At 59.5% G+C, this 17061-nt stretch carries 13 protein-coding genes and 1 pseudogene; 2 read left to right on the forward strand and 12 right to left on the reverse strand.

Features of this window, described 5'->3' with window-relative positions:
- Positions 1-10 precede the first annotated feature (10 nt).
- The 9 genes and pseudogenes from MJ205_RS19510 to MJ205_RS19555 all read right to left on the reverse strand — a co-directional run bounded on the left by MJ205_RS19510 (position 11) and on the right by MJ205_RS19555 (position 11034).
- On the reverse strand, positions 11-1207 hold the full coding sequence (locus MJ205_RS19510) for a glycosyltransferase family 4 protein (protein ID WP_239809968.1): 1197 nt from the start codon (positions 1205-1207) through the stop codon (positions 11-13).
- An 8-nt stretch (positions 1208-1215) separates the two neighbouring features.
- Positions 1216-2163, reverse strand: coding sequence for an NAD-dependent epimerase/dehydratase family protein (locus tag MJ205_RS19515; protein WP_239809969.1), 948 nt, complete (start codon positions 2161-2163; stop codon positions 1216-1218).
- Positions 2163-3197: a GDP-mannose 4,6-dehydratase gene (gmd, locus tag MJ205_RS19520; RefSeq protein WP_239809970.1), complete on the reverse strand. Its 1035-nt coding sequence runs from the start codon at positions 3195-3197 to the stop codon at positions 2163-2165. Before gmd ends, MJ205_RS19515 begins: the two co-directional genes overlap by 1 nt.
- Before the next feature lie 193 nt (positions 3198-3390).
- Complete coding sequence (locus MJ205_RS19525) at positions 3391-5883, reverse strand: glycosyltransferase family 4 protein (protein ID WP_239809971.1); 2493 nt, start codon at positions 5881-5883, stop codon at positions 3391-3393.
- A 4-nt stretch (positions 5884-5887) separates the two neighbouring features.
- Positions 5888-7165 (reverse strand): class I SAM-dependent methyltransferase, encoded by a 1278-nt coding sequence (locus tag MJ205_RS19530; RefSeq protein ID WP_239809972.1) that lies wholly within the window; start codon positions 7163-7165, stop codon positions 5888-5890.
- Positions 7162-8379 (reverse strand): ABC transporter ATP-binding protein, encoded by a 1218-nt coding sequence (locus MJ205_RS19535; RefSeq protein WP_239809973.1) that lies wholly within the window; start codon positions 8377-8379, stop codon positions 7162-7164. Before MJ205_RS19535 ends, MJ205_RS19530 begins: the two co-directional genes overlap by 4 nt.
- A pseudogene (locus tag MJ205_RS23800) lies at positions 8376-9184 on the reverse strand (ABC transporter permease). Before MJ205_RS23800 ends, MJ205_RS19535 begins: the two are co-directional and overlap by 4 nt.
- Positions 9181-10641, reverse strand: a complete 1461-nt coding sequence (locus tag MJ205_RS19550; RefSeq protein WP_239809975.1) for a mannose-1-phosphate guanylyltransferase/mannose-6-phosphate isomerase — start codon at positions 10639-10641, stop codon at positions 9181-9183. The pseudogene MJ205_RS23800 and the gene MJ205_RS19550 overlap by 4 nt, the downstream one beginning before the upstream one ends.
- 39 nt (positions 10642-10680) lie before the next feature.
- Complete coding sequence (locus MJ205_RS19555; RefSeq protein ID WP_239809976.1) at positions 10681-11034, reverse strand: DUF2304 domain-containing protein; 354 nt, start codon at positions 11032-11034, stop codon at positions 10681-10683.
- A 305-nt stretch (positions 11035-11339) separates the two neighbouring features.
- Here MJ205_RS19555 and dinG point away from each other — a divergent pair, with 305 nt between their 5' ends.
- Positions 11340-13520 (forward strand): ATP-dependent DNA helicase DinG, encoded by a 2181-nt coding sequence (gene dinG / locus MJ205_RS19560; RefSeq protein WP_239809977.1) that lies wholly within the window; start codon positions 11340-11342, stop codon positions 13518-13520.
- Here the strand turns inward: dinG and MJ205_RS19565 are convergent.
- On the reverse strand, positions 13517-14428 hold the full coding sequence (locus tag MJ205_RS19565; RefSeq protein ID WP_239809978.1) for a pirin family protein: 912 nt from the start codon (positions 14426-14428) through the stop codon (positions 13517-13519). The two genes, dinG and MJ205_RS19565, sit on opposite strands and share 4 nt — an antisense overlap.
- Positions 14429-14740: 312 nt before the next feature.
- Here MJ205_RS19565 and MJ205_RS19570 point away from each other — a divergent pair, with 312 nt between their 5' ends.
- The gene (locus tag MJ205_RS19570; protein WP_239809979.1) at positions 14741-14983 is read left to right on the forward strand and encodes a hypothetical protein; all 243 of its coding nucleotides are present in this window, start codon (positions 14741-14743) and stop codon (positions 14981-14983) included.
- Between the two features lie 162 nt (positions 14984-15145).
- Here the strand turns inward: MJ205_RS19570 and MJ205_RS19575 are convergent, their stop codons facing one another.
- Positions 15146-15553: an OsmC family protein gene (locus tag MJ205_RS19575; protein WP_239809980.1), complete on the reverse strand. Its 408-nt coding sequence runs from the start codon at positions 15551-15553 to the stop codon at positions 15146-15148.
- A 153-nt stretch (positions 15554-15706) separates the two neighbouring features.
- Positions 15707-16708 carry a type I glyceraldehyde-3-phosphate dehydrogenase gene (gene gap, locus MJ205_RS19580; RefSeq protein ID WP_239809981.1) on the reverse strand — a complete coding sequence of 334 codons (1002 nt, stop codon included), beginning with the start codon at positions 16706-16708 and terminating at the stop codon, positions 15707-15709.
- Positions 16709-17061 lie beyond the last annotated feature (353 nt).

The following is a 17061-nucleotide window of genomic DNA, read 5'->3' on the forward strand; positions in this document are numbered from 1 at the left end:
CCATGCAGCCTTACAGCGCCTTGTAAACCGCCAGGGTCTCCGCTGCGCAGCGCTGCCAGGAGTAGTTGGCCGCCCGCTCCAAGCCCTTGGCACTGGCATCGCGCAGCCATGCCTCGTCTCCAAGATGGCGTTGCAGACCGCGCAGAATGTCGTCCACGTCCAGCGGGTTGACCAGCGCCGCTGCACCGCCCGCCACCTCGGGCATGCAGGAGGCGTCCGAGGTCAGCACCGGCGTGCCGCTGGCCATCGCCTCCACGATCGGCAGGCCAAAGCCTTCATAGAGCGAAGGGTAGGCGAACAGGCGCGCGCCCGCATAGAGCATGGGCAGGTCGGCCTGGTCGACATAGGACAGGTAGTGCAGCCAGCCCTCGTTGGCCGCCTGCTCCATGCGGCGGTGTATGTCTTCGGATTTCCAGCCCTTGCCGCCTGCCAGCACCAGCGGACAAGCCTTGCGCAAGGCTGGGTCCAGCTGCGCGTAGGCCTGCAGCAAGCGGCCGATATTCTTGCGTGGCTCGATCGTGCCCACATACAGCGCGTAGCTGCGCGGCTGCAGGCCATGCTTGGCCAGCACAGGGGCCAGTTCAGCATCGCTGCGCGGATGGTAGGCGGCATCCATGCCCAGGCCAATGGCTGTGACCTTGTCCGCCGACCAGCCAAAGTGCTGGATGAATTCCTGGCGCACCGTTTCCGTATCGGTGATCACATGCTCGGTGTGCCTGAGGCTGCTGCCGAAAGCCAGGTTCATGAATTCCACACGCGCCTGCGGGTGGAACTCGGGGTAGAACACATGCGAGAGGTCATGCACGGTATTGACCGTGCGGCCTGGGAAAGGCGGAACCAGGTAATTAGGGGAGTGGAAGATGGCCTGCCCTTCCCCGCGTACTCGCCAACGCGAAATGGCAGGCATCAGCGATTGGTACACCCGCACTGCTGCGCGGTTGGCCGACAAGGTGCTACGCAGACGCGTGAACAACGTGGGCGCAGTATGAGGGGTGGTTTGCACACCCGGCGCCGCAGCGGTGGGGCTTGGACTCTGTCCACCGAGCGCCGCCAACGGATCTGCCACCCAATGGCCATGTGAAAAGTAGCGCAAACGGTCTACATCAGGATGCTGGCGCAGTTGGCTGGCCAGCTCGTAGCTGTAACGCCCAATGCCGGTCAACGGCGCATGGAGCGCATCAGCGCCCAAGATGATGTCTAAACCCATAAGGTCCTTCAAGCCCGCAGCATCCAGCGCAGGGTGTCTTCCAGTTGGTAGCTGCGCCACTCACCGATGGCCTGCTCCAGCGCTGTGGTGTCAGCACGCAAGATGCGCACCTCGTTGGCACGTACAAAGGCCGGATTCACCCGTACCTCCATGGTGTGACCGCTGATCTGCTGCACCTGTTCCAATACGTCGCGCAGCGACCAGGTGCGGCCCGAGCCGACATTGAACACCCCACCCACTGCAGTGCCCTGCGCGGCGCTATCCAGCAAGCGCACATAGGCGGCCGCCACATCGCGTACGTCAGAAAAATCGCGGTCCACATCCAGGTTGCCCAGCTCGATCACGTCGGCCTTGCGCAGCGCATGGTCCACGATCTTGGGGATCAGAAACTGCGGCGACTGGCCCAGGCCGGTGTAGTTGAACGGCCGCACCAGCACCACCGGCAACTGCGGCAGCCACAGCCGCGCCATGTATTCCATCGCGAGCTTACTCACGGCGTAGTCATTGGCAGGGTTGGCGGTGGTGCTCTCGGGCAAGGCACCTTCATGGCTGTTGCCGTAGATGTTGGCACTGCTGGCCAGCAACACGCACTGCGGCTTGACAGGCAAAGTACTCAATGCCTGCAGCAGGTGGCGGGTGCCCACGACATTGACGCGGTAGAAATCATCCGCCGAGCCGTGGCCCACAAACGCAATCGCTGCCAAATGCACCACCGCCTGCGGACTGATCTGGTGAACAGCGCTTTTCAGCGCTGCCTCGTCGAGCAAATCCGCCTGCAGGCACTGCGCTGCTGGAATCAGCCCAGCGCCACCGGACGCGGAGCGATCGAGCGACCAGACATCCCAGCCAGCAGCGCGCAGCAAGGGCACCAGATGCTGACCGGTAAACCCCTGCGCACCTGTCAGCAGTACCCGCTTTTGGGCTGCTGCACCCACGGCATTGGCAGCGGCGTTCATCAGAACGAGAACCCGGCTTGGTTGCGGCGCATATCGGCCTCGACCATCATCTGGCAGAGCTGCTCCAGGGAGGTATGCGGCTCCCAGCCCAGCTTGGCCTTGGCCTTGGCGGGGTCGCCAATCAGCAGCTCCACCTCAGCTGGGCGGTAGAACTTGGGATTGACGCGCATCACCGTCTTGCCGGTGGCAGTATCAATGGCGGTCTCATCCTCAGCCTTGCCTTGGAAATCCACATCCATGCCGGCGCCCTTGAAGGCCATGCGCACGAAGTCGCGCACGGTCTCGGTGCGGTTGGTGGCCAGCACAAAGGTGTCGGGCTCATCGGCCTGGAGCATGCGCCACATGCCTTCCACATATTCCTTGGCAAAACCCCAGTCGCGCTTGGCGTCGATATTGCCCAGCTCCATCACATCGAGCTTGCCCAGCTTGATCTTGGCGACGCTGTCGGTGATCTTGCGGGTGACGAACTCGCGGCCGCGCAGCGGGCTTTCGTGGTTGAACAAAATGCCGCTGGCGCCAAAGATGCCATAGCTCTCACGGTAGTTCACCGTCATCCAGTGCGCATACAGCTTGGCGACGCCATAGGGGCTGCGCGGATAGAAAGGCGTGTCTTCCTTCTGGGGCACCGCTTGCACCTTGCCAAACATCTCCGAGGTGCTGGCCTGGTAAAAGCGCACCTTGGGATTGACGATACGAATGGCTTCCAACAGGTTCACGGCCCCCAGACCGGTGATTTCTGCCGTGGTCACTGGTTGCTCGAACGACACACCGACAAAGCTCTGCGCCGCCAGGTTGTACACCTCGGTGGCTTCTGTGGTCTGCAACAGGCGAATGCTGGACGACAGATCGGTCAGGTCGTACTCGACCAGGTGCAGGTTGGGATGGTTCTGGATGCCCAGCTCTTCGATGCGCCAGAAATTGACCGAGCTGGTACGGCGGAAGGTGGCGTAAACGGTGTAGCCCTTGGAGAGGAGGAGTTCGGCCAGGTAGGCCCCGTCTTGGCCGGTGATACCGGTGATGATGGCTTTTTTCATTGGATGTACATAAATAATATTCTGACGACGCGAAAGCATACATCAGGATGGCAAGATTTCGGAAATCTCAATCATTGCAGCAGCCTTCATATCTTCGTGCTGCAGCGGCATACTATCAACTAAATTAAAACATAACCATTACTCATTCTCAGTATGTCAAAACCTGCCACTGGAGATAACCAGTTAAATATTCTCAAACTTCAACCTTGGTAGCAATACGCTGAAGTAGCTGCGCTGCGCTTTGCCCCCAAGTCTGCCACGGCATGTGCTTAGAATTTCTTTCCTGGCGATTGTCAAATGAAGCTACATAACTGCTGATCACTGCTTCCAGCCCAGCTGCAGAATTAAAATATATAGCGTAATCACCGGCCACCTCACGAAACACCGGAATATCGCGAGCAATAATTGGGAGATCAATTTGAGCAGCCTCAATCAAGGGCAATCCAAACCCCTCACCATAAGAGGCGGCAATCAAACAATCCGATTGCGCATATACTTTTGCAAGATATTCATCACTTATTCCTTGCAACCAAAAGAGCCTCTCACCGAGCTGGGGATGCCCTTGTAAGTCATCCACCAGTCTGTCTACCTTCCACCCCTGCTTTCCAACAAACACCAGGTTGAAATCGGTAGAAGAGTTCCATAAGGCGTTGGCCGCATCCAAGACTTGAGCGTGCCCTTTACGTGGCTCCACTGTCCCCACCATCAGGAAGGTCGGACGCATGGAAAGTTTATCGAGTGTTTCCGATGAATCGGCCGGCAGTCCTTGGCTGGGAGTAGAACTTTCAATGTCCGCCCCCATGTGAAACCAGTCAATCTGCGGCAGGTTTGTTGATCCTTGTTTTCGACACCATGCTTTGAACTCATCCGCGACAGACTGCGATATACAAATGACCCCATCAGTCTGCGCAGCCACGCTTACCCAACGGGAATGGTTAGCTTGAGCACCTTCGGGAAAGAACTGCGGCATCGTGATGGGCAGCAAGTCATACAGCACAAATCGCACATCGACGCCGTGATTACGTAAAGTCTGATAAAAGGGCGACTGGTAGATCTGCACTTGCGGCTGCATATCTAGCGCCAAAAATATATCGCCGGAAGCGTAATCAATGGCGGCATCCGGATCAGCCGCGTACGCGCCTGGCTTGCCCAAAAAATTCTGAACAAATTGATCAGCGTAGCGATAACCGAGTTTTTCTGTCGTCGCGTAAACGGCTCGGACTTCATAGGCATCCGGCGGGTGTGAAAGCCATTCATGGAGAATGCTGCGTACTACACGTTGAATCCCGGTTCGGGCGTCGCGCTGCACCAGCTCTGAGATATCGACCAATAACTGCGGTTTGGCAGCTCTGTGGTTACGCGCAATGGCCTGCGACAGGCCCATCAAGTCCAGGCTTGCATCTTCCGCCGCCATCTGCGCAATGGCGGGCAGCAGATCCGACCGAACAGATGCCTCTGTCACGGTCGTCTTTGAGACCAAGTCCTCCAGCGCTGCAATGGTTCGGAGCGCCGAGTTCTCCCAGGAAAACTGGGTTGCCTGCCTTAAAGCGTGCGCCCGAAGCTCTTGGTGGAAGTCTGCATCGGTCAACGCTTCGGCCATCTTTTGCGCTATGTCTGCGGGATCATACGGATCAAAGAGCGCTCGCTCCCATCCTATGACCTCGGGAACACTGGTAGTGTTGGCCCCAATGGTGGCTGCACCACAGGACATGGCCTCCAGTGCCGGCAAGCCAAAGCCTTCATGCCAGGACGGAAACACATAGAGGGCACATTGGCAGTACAACTGCACCATGTCGTCATCGCTGATGCGTCCCGTAATCACCACCTCAGCCTGGCCCAATCCGCAGTCGCGTATATGGGCCTCTAGCTGCTCACGGTGATCTGGTGGCAACCCACCGGCCAGTACCAATTGATGGGCATGGCGCAAATCAGTTGAGAGCTGCGCAAATGCGCTGATGAGGCCTCTATGGTTCTTACGCTCATCCGTTGCACCGGAATACATCACAAAGGGCTTGCGAATACCCAAGCGCCTTTGCAAATCACGTGTTTGCTCGGCTGAATAGCTCACCGGCCTGAAGCAGGGGTCTATCGCCGAGGAAATGTTGACGACGCTATGTGAATCCACCTGAAGGTGCGTGATGGCTTCTTGCCTTGCTGATTCAGATATGGCCAACAGCAAATCTGCCTTTTTCGCTTGCGCAGTACAGGCTAAGTAGTGATCACGATAGACCGTGTCGTTGTCCAGATAGGTGGATGCCTGGATCAACGGGATCGCATCGTAAAACGTGACCGCTACCGGGCACCCCGCCCGCTCATGGACACTGTGCACCGAGTTGTCGCCGAAGCCGTCGTAGAGACTGCTGATGTGCACCGCATCAGGCTGAATCTGGCAAATGGCCTCTTCTCTGATGATGGCTGCAATACCTCGGCGCACCGCATTTTCTGGCTCGCTGCTATTTACCGGCGCGAGCGCATGCCAGACATGGATGTGATTGGCTGGTATCCATGGCTTAAACGCATCACGTATCGGCCGAATCGTTTCAGCCAGCATGCCATTGAGCAACAGATGAATCTCATGTTCACCCTTGTTTTTAGCCATCGCCAAGGCCAGCGCAAGCGTGTACCGGCCTATCCCTCTGTGCCGACTCGCAGACTGCGCTCCTTGAAGATCAATCAAGATTCTCATGGTCTTAGCCTCTCAAACGAGCAATTTCTTGCTCCAATGCAGTGTGCACTTGCTTTGCGCGGGGTGAGAGATCGGCAATGGTGGGGTGATCGGCACTCATCTCGCTGACAGACACAGGTTCGCACAGCAGACCTCTTGAGATAGCCTTGTGACGCAAATGCGCATGTAGCCAAGGCAACTGGCTGATGGCTCGGTTTATCCAGTCGCTGAGACGAGGATATTGCAAGACTTTGTCCATCATGAAAGTCATAGGCGAAGCAACAAAGGCGCCCATGCCTCGCAACGGCGCTGTCACCTTCCAAGACGCGCTATGGAGCATGGCGTCCCGCGCCGCTTGGGTCGCAGCCAATTCAGCGTGCAAGGACTGCAGCTCACTACGAAAGGCCGATAACTCACCTCGCAGCAGTTGCAAGTCACGCTGCAATACTCGCACATTGCCTTGGAACAGCTGAATGTCACCGCGCGTGCTTGCCAACGCTGCCTCTGTGGCAAGACTCTTCAAACGCGTTTCGTGGTGTGCCGCCATTAACTCGTTCTGACGCTGGTCGAAGCGATGGGCTAGGCTGGGCAAATCCACGCCCCTTTGCACGTTGAAAATGCTATCGAATGATGCCATGACCTCCGGGGTCGCTGATTTCTGCGCCACCACCCCATAGTCTGGACTGACATGGTTGAGCACATCCATCAGTGAAATATCAGAGCGCGAGTGTATGTCATCGGGCTCTTGCAATCTCAGCGTACTCACACGCGCAAAACCGTGGTGGCTGGGTAGAAATTCCAGCAGCAGCGGAGGGATGGGGCGTTGGTGCGTCGGATCCAGATAGAAATTGGCCGTCCCTACCACAACATTTTCAGGATTAGGGGTTTCAAGGATGAGCAAACCTCCTGGCTTAAGAACGCGCAGTGCCTCTCCAACCAGTTTATCGAGCAATTCAAAAGGAATATGTTCAGCAACATGAAACCCCGACACGACGGCCAATGACGAGTCAGGCTGCGCACTCAGGTAATCGATGGCATCGCTTTGAGTGACCGACAAGCCGCGCTCAATGCATGCCTGTAGCATGCCCTCATCCAGATCTACCCCACGGGCTTCAAAGCCATGTGATTGAGAAAGCTGCAGCCATTCGCCTCGACCGCATCCAAGGTCTAGCACCCTGGCGGGTGTATACAAAGCCAGCAGCGGACTAATGTATGGAATATATACCTTCAACCGCTCCAGAATGAGTTCGCGAGAACCCCTGTGGCGATCTTCGAAGGCGCGGTAAAAATTATCGGAGCTCATGCAATACACTTTGCTTCTGGAGGTATCCAGCAATTACCCTCGAATGGAGTCCGATTGATATTCAGCACATTGAACACTAGTGCAAGATCACGCCATTCATAGTTGGCGGCCAAATGGGTGTCTGACTTATGCAAGGCGGTTGCAATGGAATATGATCCAGGGCCAAGATTTGCGGGAAATGTGAACTGCACACGAACACAGCCATCTCTCACATGGGCATCCAAATTTAAACCCAGGTGGTACGTGTTGGTACCAAAGATAGTTTGACCAAGCCGGTCTTTGATGGAGTAACCAAGTACGAGGCCCGGAAGGATTGCACCCAACTCAATATCTATCTGCAGATGAACTTGCTGGCCAACGTTGATGATTTCAACGGCTTCTCCTGCCTCATTGACCAAGGCAATATTCTTGACCTTCGCTTCACCTGTACCTGATGTGGTTTGGCTTCTCCCATCAGCCAACTGGACGACCTGCACAGTTTGGTTCTCACGCTCAGCTATCAATGCATTGTAAAAATCCATCACCGCCTCGGGATTGTCGTCCTTCACGACAACGCCTCGTTCGAGCAGCAAGGCTCGGCTGCATAAACCCTGTATAGCTGCACGGTCGTGCGACACAATCAACAGTGCACTGCCCTGGTCCCGAAACGCGCGGATACGGTCAAAGCTCTTGTGCTGAAAATAGGCATCCCCTACCGAGAGGGCTTCATCCACAATCAGCAAATCTGGACGCACAGCCGTCGCCACACTGAACGCCAGCCGCATCTGCATGCCGCTGGAGTAGAGGCGGACAGGCCGGTCAATGTATTCACCAATTTCTGCAAATGCCTCAATCGCAGGCATGTGCTCGTCGATCTCAGCCTGGCTCAGGCCTAGTAACTGGCCAGCCATGAAGACATTCTGCCGCCCCGTGAAATCCGGGTGGAAACCCATGCCAAGCTCAAGCAGCGCAGCCACGCGGCCACTGCGCTGCACCCCACCAGTGGTGGGCTGGGTGGTGCCAGTGATGATCTTGAGAAGCGTGCTTTTGCCGGCACCATTGACGCCGATAATGCCAACGGCTTCGCCAGGTTTGACGCTGAAGTCAATATCTTTCAGAACCCAGGTTTTCTCATGGGTGGTTCGGCCTGACGCCCACTCCCATGCACGTACCCATTTATTGGGGTAGCGCTTATAGGCCTTGCCCACATGGCTGACAGTCAAGACATTCGTCATAGTTCATCTACCAGCTCACCCACGCGAGCACTGAAAAACCACGCAGCCAAGGCCAGCAGCCCCAAGGAAATCAGCAAGAGATTGAGCAATGGTGCCCAAGTAGGCCAATTTTGGGTCAGGAATATTTGCTGGTAGTTCTGCACCAGGGGCGTCATGGGGTTCATTTGCATGATGGGGCGCGCCTTTTCTGGCAAGGCCCCCAACGTGTAGACGATGGGCGTCAGCCAGAACCAGAACTGCAACACCACACCAGTGAGCTGCCCCACGTCTCTAAAAAAACGTTCAGAGTCCCCAGCAATACGCCAAGACCAACCGCAAAACAGGTTTGCAACAACAGCAGTGGCAGCATGGCCAGCAAGGGCAGTCCTGGCCAATGGCCTATCAATGCCAGAAAGACCAGATAGATAGCCATCACGATGGCAAAGTTAAGGAAGGCCGAGACCACCACAATAATCGGTAGGCAAACACGAGGAAAGTTCGACTTTTTGATGAGATTGCCGTTGTCGATGAACACCCCGTTCAGCCGCGACACCACCTCAGAGAAGAAATTCCAGCTGATGACCCCCGCACACAGATAGATGGGGAATGCAAAAGGGGTCTTTTCATAACCAGGCAAGGTGGGACGCATCAGTTGGCCCATCACCAAGGTGTAGATCAGGATCATGGCCAAGGGATTGGCCACTGCCCAGAACGCGCCAAACAGTGACTCGCGGTACTTGCCATGGAACTCGCGCATGACGCTGCTCCAAACAAAGCCCCGGTACGCCCACAACGAGCGCATCATCGTGAAACCCGGCAAACTCATTTGCCACTCACAGTGTCTGGCGCGCGTCCGTAGGTGTCTTCAAAACGCACGATGTCGTCCTCACCCAGATAGCTACCCGACTGCACCTCGATAATCTCCAGCGGCACCTTGCCAGGGTTGGCCAGGCGGTGGACATGGCCCAGCGGAATAAACGTGGATTCGTTTTCACCGAGCAGGAAGATCTGATCCCCGTTCGTTACTTCGGCTGTTCCCTTGACCACAATCCAGTGCTCGGCACGGTGGTGGTGCATCTGCAGGCTCAGCTGTGCACCCGGATTGACGACGATGCGCTTGACCTGGAAGCGGCTGCCGCTGTCGATGCTGTCGTACCAACCCCATGGGCGGTGCACCTTGCGGTGGGCTGAGGCCATGCTGCGGTTCTGGGCCTTGAGCTGGGCCACCACTTTCTTCACATCCTGGGTGCGCGATTTGTCGGCCACGAGGACCGCATCGGCCGTTTCCACCACCACCACGTTGTCCAGGCCTACCGCTGCGATCAAGCGGCTTTCCGAGAACAGCAGGCTGTTTCTGGTATCAATGGCCAGGGTTTCGCCAGTGCCGGCATTGCCTTGTCCGTCACGTGGCAGCACATCCCACAGGGCATCCCAGGCACCCAGATCAGACCAGCCGGCATCGAGCGGCACCACGCGTGCAGGCACGCCCAACTCAGGGCGAACCGGCAATTTCTCCATCACTGCGTAGTCGATGGAATCTGCGGGGCAGGCGCCAAACAGCTCGCCATGGGGGCGGATAAAGTCCATATCCCGGCTGCTCTGCGCCATGGCCTGCTCACAGGCTTGCAGCATCGCAGGCTGCAGGGCGGCCATGGCCTTGAGCCACTGGTCGGCACGCACCATGAACAAACCACTGTTCCACAGGTACTGACCGCTGCGCAGATACTGCTCAGCGACCTCCAGCGAAGGTTTTTCTGCGAAGCTCTCGATCGCAAACGCGCCGTGGCTATCAGCAGCGCCCTTTTGGATATAGCCATAGCCCGTCTCGGGGCGGTCGGCCACAATGCCAAAGGTGACCATCGCGCCTTCGCTGGCCAGCGGCCAGGCCGCTTCCACAGCACGGTGCAATTGCTCGGGGCGCGTCATCACATGGTCGGCAGGCATGGCCAGCAATACCGCATCGGCTTCAGCCGCCAAGGCGGCCAAGGTCAGCGCGGGGGCGGTGTTTCTACCCGCGGGCTCCAGCACCAGCTTGGCATCGGCAATGCCTTGTTCCTGCAGTTGCTGCGCGGCCAAAAAACGGTGGTCCGCATTGCAGACCAGCACGGGGCTGGTTTGCGCGATGCTGGGGTGTACGCCATGCAGGCGCACCGCCGTGTTCTGCAGCATGGACTGGCCATCGTCCTGCAAGCTCAAAAATTGCTTGGGATAGTGCTCGCGCGACAAAGGCCACAGGCGGGTTCCACTGCCACCACACAGAATGACGGGCGTTAGTTTTGGCATTCGAATCAATCTCGATAAATAAGGAGTTGCAGCGGCGCTTTAGCGCTTGTCGTTGGAAACCTGCTGGTTCTTCAGCTGCAGCAGCGCCAAACTTTGGTTGAGGCGCCGCACCTGCCGCTCGATGCGGGTGTTGACCATGTCCGCATGCAACGCCTTGATGAACAAGACGCCAACGGCGCAGACCAGCAGCAAGGTCGGTGAATAACGGATGCCCAGGCCATCGGCAAAGTGGTCCAGCATGCGCGGCCACACGCCCAGCAGCACGGCCAGCAGCGCGACGGCCATCCAGAAAAGGCCCAGGCGCAAATACAGCCTGTCACCCCGGATCAGAAACAGAATCACAGCGGCAAAAAGCACGCCCAGGACTGTGGTTGTAATTTGATAATTGGCCATTCCAACCTTGATTCACAGGGACATGGCACAAGGCCAAGATAAGGCCAAAGCGAAGCATGTCCCTTTGCGGCGTGTTTACTGCCAGAAACAGAAAATTCTTTTACCCCGTTCAAATAGCTTATTTGAACAGCCGCATGATTCTACTGTGCATGGCCGCAACGGATTGCTGCCAAATGTCACTACAAGCCCTTTACACAGTGGACAAACACCTCCACCTTCCCCTGACTGCCACCTGGGTTTCGGTGACTACCGCATAAAACCCCAGTACCTGCCGCCACGGCCAATCCATGCCACACTTCCCGCCTATGTCTAATTCCGAATGGGCCCGCAACGCTGTTTCTGCCTTCGATCGCATGGTCAATGTCGAGGGCGGCTTTCGCTCGCGCCCCGGCCAGCGGCTGATGGCCGAAAAAGTAGCGGAGACCTTTGCTGCAGCGCAGCTGGGTAAGCTCGAAGAAGACGAGGAGCCGCAACGCGCCATTGCGGTGATCCAGGCCGGCACGGGGGTCGGCAAATCGCTGGCCTATGCGGTGCCGGCGATTGCGATGGCGCTGGAGCGCGGCACCCGGGTGCTGATCTCGACGGCCACCGTGGCGCTGCAGGAGCAGCTGGTGAACAAGGATTTGCCGGCACTGGCCCAGCAGATGGACCAGCCTTTCAAATACGCGCTGGCCAAGGGCCGGGGCCGCTATGTCTGCAAGCTCAAGCTGGAGCGCCTGGCCAGTGTGGCCCAGGGCGATGGCACGGACGGCGGCGAGCCCATCGACCACGATTTCTTTCCTGAAGAAGCCGCGCAGGCACGCCAATCGCAACGCAGCCCGCAAGAGAATGCCGCGCGCCTGCAGTTCTACACCAGCATGGCCGATGCGCTGACCACGCGGGGCTGGGATGGCGACCGCGACAGCCTGGATACCCCGCCCGAGCCCGAGGTCTGGAGCCCGGTCGCTGCCGAAGGCAGTTCCTGCACCGGCAAGCACTGCCCGGTGTTTGGCAGCTGCACCTATTACGAAAAGCGCAAGGACCTGGTCCAGGCCCAGGTGCTGGTGGCCAACCATGATCTGCTGCTGTCCACCTTGGGCGCACGCCTGCTGCCCGAGCTGGACAACTGCCTGCTGATCCTCGACGAGGCCCACCACCTCCCCGGCACCGCGCTGTCGCAGTTTGCCTGTGAGATGAACCTGAGCCAGCTGACCTGGATCGACAAGCTCGCCAGCCGCGCGCAGCGCGTAGGCGGGTTGGTGGAGGTCAGCGAGATTGCCGACATCCCGCGCCATTCCGCCCAACTGCGCCAGCATTTGCAGGATTGCGCAAGGCTGCTGATGGACGAGTATGGCGAAGGCATGCGCCAGCAGCTGCAATCGGGCGGCCGGGGCCCTGCCCGCGTGCGCCTGCCGCGTGGCGAGCTGCCCCCTGCGCTGGTCGAGCCGCTGGCCCAGGCCGCGCACCACGCCAGCGCCTTTCTGGATGTGCTGCAGGCCATCTCCAAGGCCTTGCGCTCGCAGATGCGCGACCGGCCCGATGAGGCCAAGCGCCTGTCCACCCTGTATGCCCAGGTAGGCAGCCTGGCCCCGCGCCTGGAAGCCGTGCACGACACCACCCAGCTGCTGCTGCAGGATGCGCCCCAGGGCAGCGTGCCGGCAGCCAAGTGGTTCACCTTGGACGTCGTGGGCGATTTTGTCGCCATCAAGGCCTATGCCAGCCCGGTGATCCCCGGCTCCACCCTGCGCCACCATCTCTGGAGCCAGGTGCGCGGCGCCGTGCTCACGTCGGCCACGCTCACCAGCGGCGGCCAGTTCGATTTCTTCTTGCGCGAATCGGGCCTGTACAACGATACGGCCGTCTCCACCCTGGAAGTCGCCAGCCCCTTCAACTACGCCGAGCAAGGCAGCCTGGTCGTCACCGAGACCCAGGCCGACCCGCGCACGCCCCAGCAGTTCACCAGCGAGATGGTGGATGCGCTGCTCGAAGACCTGGCCCAGGTGCAATCAGGCGGCCTGGTGCTGTTCACCTCGCGCGAGCAGATGCGCCTGGCGGTCGATGCGCTGCCCACCGCGATGCGCCAGCACGTGCTGGTGCAAAACACCTTGCCGCGCAGCCAGCTGCTGCACCAGCACCGCGAGCGCGTGGCCGCCGGCCTGCCCAGCATCATCTTTGGCATGCAAAGCTTTGGCGAGGGGCTGGACCTGCCTGGCGCGCTGTGCGAATCGCTGTTCATCACCAAGCTGCCGTTTGCGCCGCCCGATGACCCCGTCGACGAGGCCCGCGCCGAGTGGCTGAAGAACTCGGGCCGCGATCCGTTCAGCGAGATCGTGGTGCCCGCCACCGCCATCCGCCTGGCCCAGTGGGTGGGCCGCGCGATCCGCACCGAGGTGGACCAGGCCCATGTCTACTGCTACGACAAGCGCCTGGTGCGTACCGGCTATGGCCAGCGGCTTCTGGCCAGCCTGCCGCCCTTTACCCTGCACCGGCGCATGGCCAACGCCTAACCCTGCTTGGCAGGTGCCTCGCCCGGGCTGCGCAAATGCACGCCCTCCAGCGAAGGGGGCACCAGCGCTGGCAAGGGCGAGGCGACGGGCGCCCCGAAGCCTTCGCCGTTCTGCCAGTCGCGCAAAAAGCCTTCGATCTCTTCCTGGCTCTGGCCGACAAAGTTCCACCAGATCATCACGCCGCCTTCATAGGGCGTGCCGCCCAGCAGAATGCAGCGGCTGCCGGCGCCGCATTGCAGATCCAGGCTCGTCTGCCCATCGGGCAGGTAGACCAGCTCATTGCCGGGGGCCGGCTCGCCATTGACCTGCAGATCGCCGTACAGGCAGAGCACCGCATACTCAAAATCGGGCCGCAGTGCCAAGGTAGCGCTCGTGGCCTGCGCCGCCTCCATATCGACGGCCACCAGCGGGCTGTGCACCTCGGTCGGCGCCTGCTGGCCCAGCCAGTCACCGGCCAGCACCGTCATCTGGATGCCCTGCTGCTGCAGCCGGGGCAACTGCGGGTAATGCTGGAAGCGCGGCGGCATAAAGCGCTGGTCCTTGGGCAGCGCAATCCACAGCTGCACCGCATGAAAGTCCGGCTTGCCCAGGCTCTCTTCCGAATGCGCAATGCCCTTGCCAGCGGTCATCAGGTTGACCTGGCCGGGGCGAATCGGCTGCTCGCTGCCCAGACTGTCGCGGTGCAGGATCTCGCCCTCGATCATCCAGGTGAAGGTCTGCAGACAGGTGTGCGGGTGCGGCCCCACCTGCATGCCGGGCCCGCTCTCAAAGTGCGAAGGGCCCGCGTGGTCCAGAAAACACCAGGCGCCCACCATGCGCCGCCCGCGCTGCGGCAGTGCACGCAACACCGGAACACCACCTACATCGGCCACCCGTCCAGGGTAGTGACGCAATGCCTTGTTATCCATCTTCCATCTCCTTGATCAGCGCCTGCTGCCGGCTCGCGCAGATTCCGCCGAAACACGCCTACACATGATTGCCTTGGCAGTATGGTACAAACAAGTGGTGAGGCAGTTGTGACCAGAGAGGGCATGGCTGCCACATTCAACGTGTTAGCGCCAAGATTGCGTGGCGCGACGACAGGCTCTCAGAGATTCGCTCTGGCAGCCGGTGTAACTCTCAGATTTGCCAGGTCGTGCTGGCGGTTTTCATCATTGCGGCTTTGCAGCCCCGGCTGCAAAGCTGGAATTCGGTGCCCCCTCATGGAAAGGAGACAACCAATGACGACTCAACACTCCCACAACTACCCCGAGAACTTCAAGGCTCGCGTGGTAGGCATTGTTCAGCACCGTATCGGAGACGGTCAGCTGGAAACCATTCCCACCCCCATGGAAGTGGATGTCTCGACGGCCATTGCCAGCTTTGTGCTGTCCTGGACCATCGAAGGCCAACCCGTGACCGTCTCGCTGGCCAAGCCGGACTTTGACTACCACGTGGACCACCGCAACATTGTGGTGCAGTAAACCGCCTTGACGCTGTTGACACGCCGCCACGCCTCCTGTTGGAGCCATGCGCCGTTTCAACGGTTGACGGCTGTCATGGCACTGTGAAGTGCGTTCCCCGCATGCCTGCAAGGGCCTGCTTTATTCCGGGTGTCCGGCCCGCCCGCGCATGCATTGGCACGCTCAAGCCAGCGCCGTGACCACCCTCACCTCCCCCACCAGCAACTTGTGCACCGGGCAGGCTTCTGCAATCTGCTTGAGCCGGCTGCGCTGCTCCTCGCTCAAATCACCTTCCAGCTGAATGCTGCGCACGATGTCGTTGCCCAAAGCGGCACTGCCATCGGGGTTCAGCGCCAGCTCCACCTTCACGCCCGTCAGCGGCCAGGCCTTGCGCTGTGCATACATCTGCACCGTGATCGTGGTGCAGGCACCCAGGGCCGACAGCAGCAGCTGCATGGGGCTGGGCGCCGTATCCCCGCCGCCAACGGCCTGCGGCTCATCACCATGCCATGCATGGCCTTGGGGGTTGTGCAGATCCACGCGGTAGTTGCTGGTCGTGCTCTGTGCCTGGGCTTGTGCCTGCTGCGCCATATCGCTATATCTCCTTGGTTCGATACGGCAATATAGGCTTTTCTGCCAAACCACGGTTGCAAACGGGCACAAAAAAACCAGCGCCGTTGCCGGTGCTGGTTCTGTGTGTCGCATGCCCTGGGCCACGGCCCGGGCACAGACCGCGCAAAGCGCTTACTTGGAGGTAACGACGCGCACCATCTCCAGGCACTTGTTCGAATAGCCCCACTCGTTGTCGTACCAGGAGACGACCTTCACAAAGGTTTTGTCCAGTGCAATACCGGCTTCGGCGTCGAACACCGAGGTGCAGGTCTCGCCACGGAAGTCGGTGGCCACCACCTTGTCTTCGGTGTAACCCAGCACGCCCTTGAGCGCGCCTTGCGACTGGGCCTTCATCTCGGCGCAGATCTCTTCGTAGGTCGCTTCGCTGTTCAGCTCCACGGTCAGGTCGACCACGGACACGTCCGAGGTGGGCACGCGGAAGGACATGCCGGTCAGCTTCTTGTTCAGCTCGGGAATGACCACGCCCACGGCCTTGGCAGCGCCGGTGCTCGAGGGGATGATGTTTTCCAGAATGCCACGGCCGCCGCGCCAGTCCTTGTTCGACGGGCCGTCCACGGTCTTTTGCGTCGCAGTCGCTGCGTGCACCGTGGTCATCAGGCCGCGCTTGATGCCCCACTTGTCGTTCAGCACCTTGGCCACAGGTGCCAGGCAGTTGGTGGTGCAGGATGCGTTGGAGATGATGGCTTGACCGGCATAGGTCTTGCAGTTCACGCCAAACACGAACATGGGGGTGTCGTCCTTCGATGGGGCCGACAGAATCACCTTCTTGGCGCCCGCATCGATGTGCTTTTGTGCCGTTTCCTTGGTCAGGAACAGACCGGTGGACTCGATCACCACATCGGCGCCGACTTCGTTCCACTTCAGGTTGGCAGGGTCGCGCTCTTGCGTCAGGCGGATCTTCTTGCCGTTGACGATCAAGGTGTTGCCTTCGACAGCAATCGTGCCCTGGAAGCGGCCGTGCACGCTGTCGTATTGCAGCATGTAGGCCAGGTAGTCAGGCTCGAGCAGGTCGTTGATCGCAACGATCTCGATATCGGAAAAATTCTGCACCGCAGAGCGCAGCACATTGCGGCCGATACGGCCAAAGCCGTTGATGCCTACCTTGATTGCCATAGTGATCTCCAAGTAATGAAATGCCGCATGCCCTCCGGCCTGGGTCACGCTTGCTGCCGCAAGCGCCGCTTTACCGGACTGGCCAGACCCGCAAGCCCGCGGCCCCGGGCACCCAGGATGGCGGTGCAGGGACGGGGCGGTCTGATTTTGCCGCGTATTGTAGAGAACACTGGCTGGGCCATGGAATAGTGGGCCATTGCCCGCCCCCGGCCAGCTATCGCCGGCGTGACTGCCAGCGCGCAGCAGCCGTGGGCAGCCCATGGCTCAGGCTGTGCAACAATCCTGGGCAGCACGGGGGCCTCCCGTCACCGTCATCCATAGCCTGCAGCAACACCGCCCCAGATGGTGGGCCG

Origin of the sequence: Comamonas sp. B21-038 (genome assembly GCF_022387135.1) — a bacterium.
Lineage (GTDB): Bacteria > Pseudomonadota > Gammaproteobacteria > Burkholderiales > Burkholderiaceae_C > Comamonas > Comamonas sediminis.

Excerpts from the sequence above, each read along its gene's own strand:
- MJ205_RS19575 (WP_239809980.1), bottom strand. The coding sequence starts at position 15,553 with ATGGCGCAGCAGGCACAAGCCCAGGCACAGAGCACGACCAGCAACTAC.
- gmd (WP_239809970.1), bottom strand. The coding sequence starts at position 3,197 with ATGAAAAAAGCCATCATCACCGGTATCACCGGCCAAGACGGGGCCTAC.
- dinG (WP_239809977.1), top strand. The coding sequence starts at position 11,340 with ATGTCTAATTCCGAATGGGCCCGCAACGCTGTTTCTGCCTTCGATCGC.
- MJ205_RS19530 (WP_239809972.1), bottom strand. The coding sequence starts at position 7,165 with ATGAGCTCCGATAATTTTTACCGCGCCTTCGAAGATCGCCACAGGGGT.
- gap (WP_239809981.1), bottom strand. The coding sequence starts at position 16,708 with ATGGCAATCAAGGTAGGCATCAACGGCTTTGGCCGTATCGGCCGCAAT.
- MJ205_RS19550 (WP_239809975.1), bottom strand. The coding sequence starts at position 10,641 with ATGCCAAAACTAACGCCCGTCATTCTGTGTGGTGGCAGTGGAACCCGC.
- MJ205_RS19525 (WP_239809971.1), bottom strand. The coding sequence starts at position 5,883 with ATGAGAATCTTGATTGATCTTCAAGGAGCGCAGTCTGCGAGTCGGCAC.
- MJ205_RS19570 (WP_239809979.1), top strand. The coding sequence starts at position 14,741 with ATGACGACTCAACACTCCCACAACTACCCCGAGAACTTCAAGGCTCGC.
- MJ205_RS19515 (WP_239809969.1), bottom strand. The coding sequence starts at position 2,163 with ATGAACGCCGCTGCCAATGCCGTGGGTGCAGCAGCCCAAAAGCGGGTA.
- MJ205_RS19535 (WP_239809973.1), bottom strand. The coding sequence starts at position 8,379 with ATGACGAATGTCTTGACTGTCAGCCATGTGGGCAAGGCCTATAAGCGC.
- MJ205_RS19555 (WP_239809976.1), bottom strand. The coding sequence starts at position 11,034 with ATGGCCAATTATCAAATTACAACCACAGTCCTGGGCGTGCTTTTTGCC.
- MJ205_RS19565 (WP_239809978.1), bottom strand. The coding sequence starts at position 14,428 with ATGGATAACAAGGCATTGCGTCACTACCCTGGACGGGTGGCCGATGTA.
- MJ205_RS19510 (WP_239809968.1), bottom strand. The coding sequence starts at position 1,207 with ATGGGTTTAGACATCATCTTGGGCGCTGATGCGCTCCATGCGCCGTTG.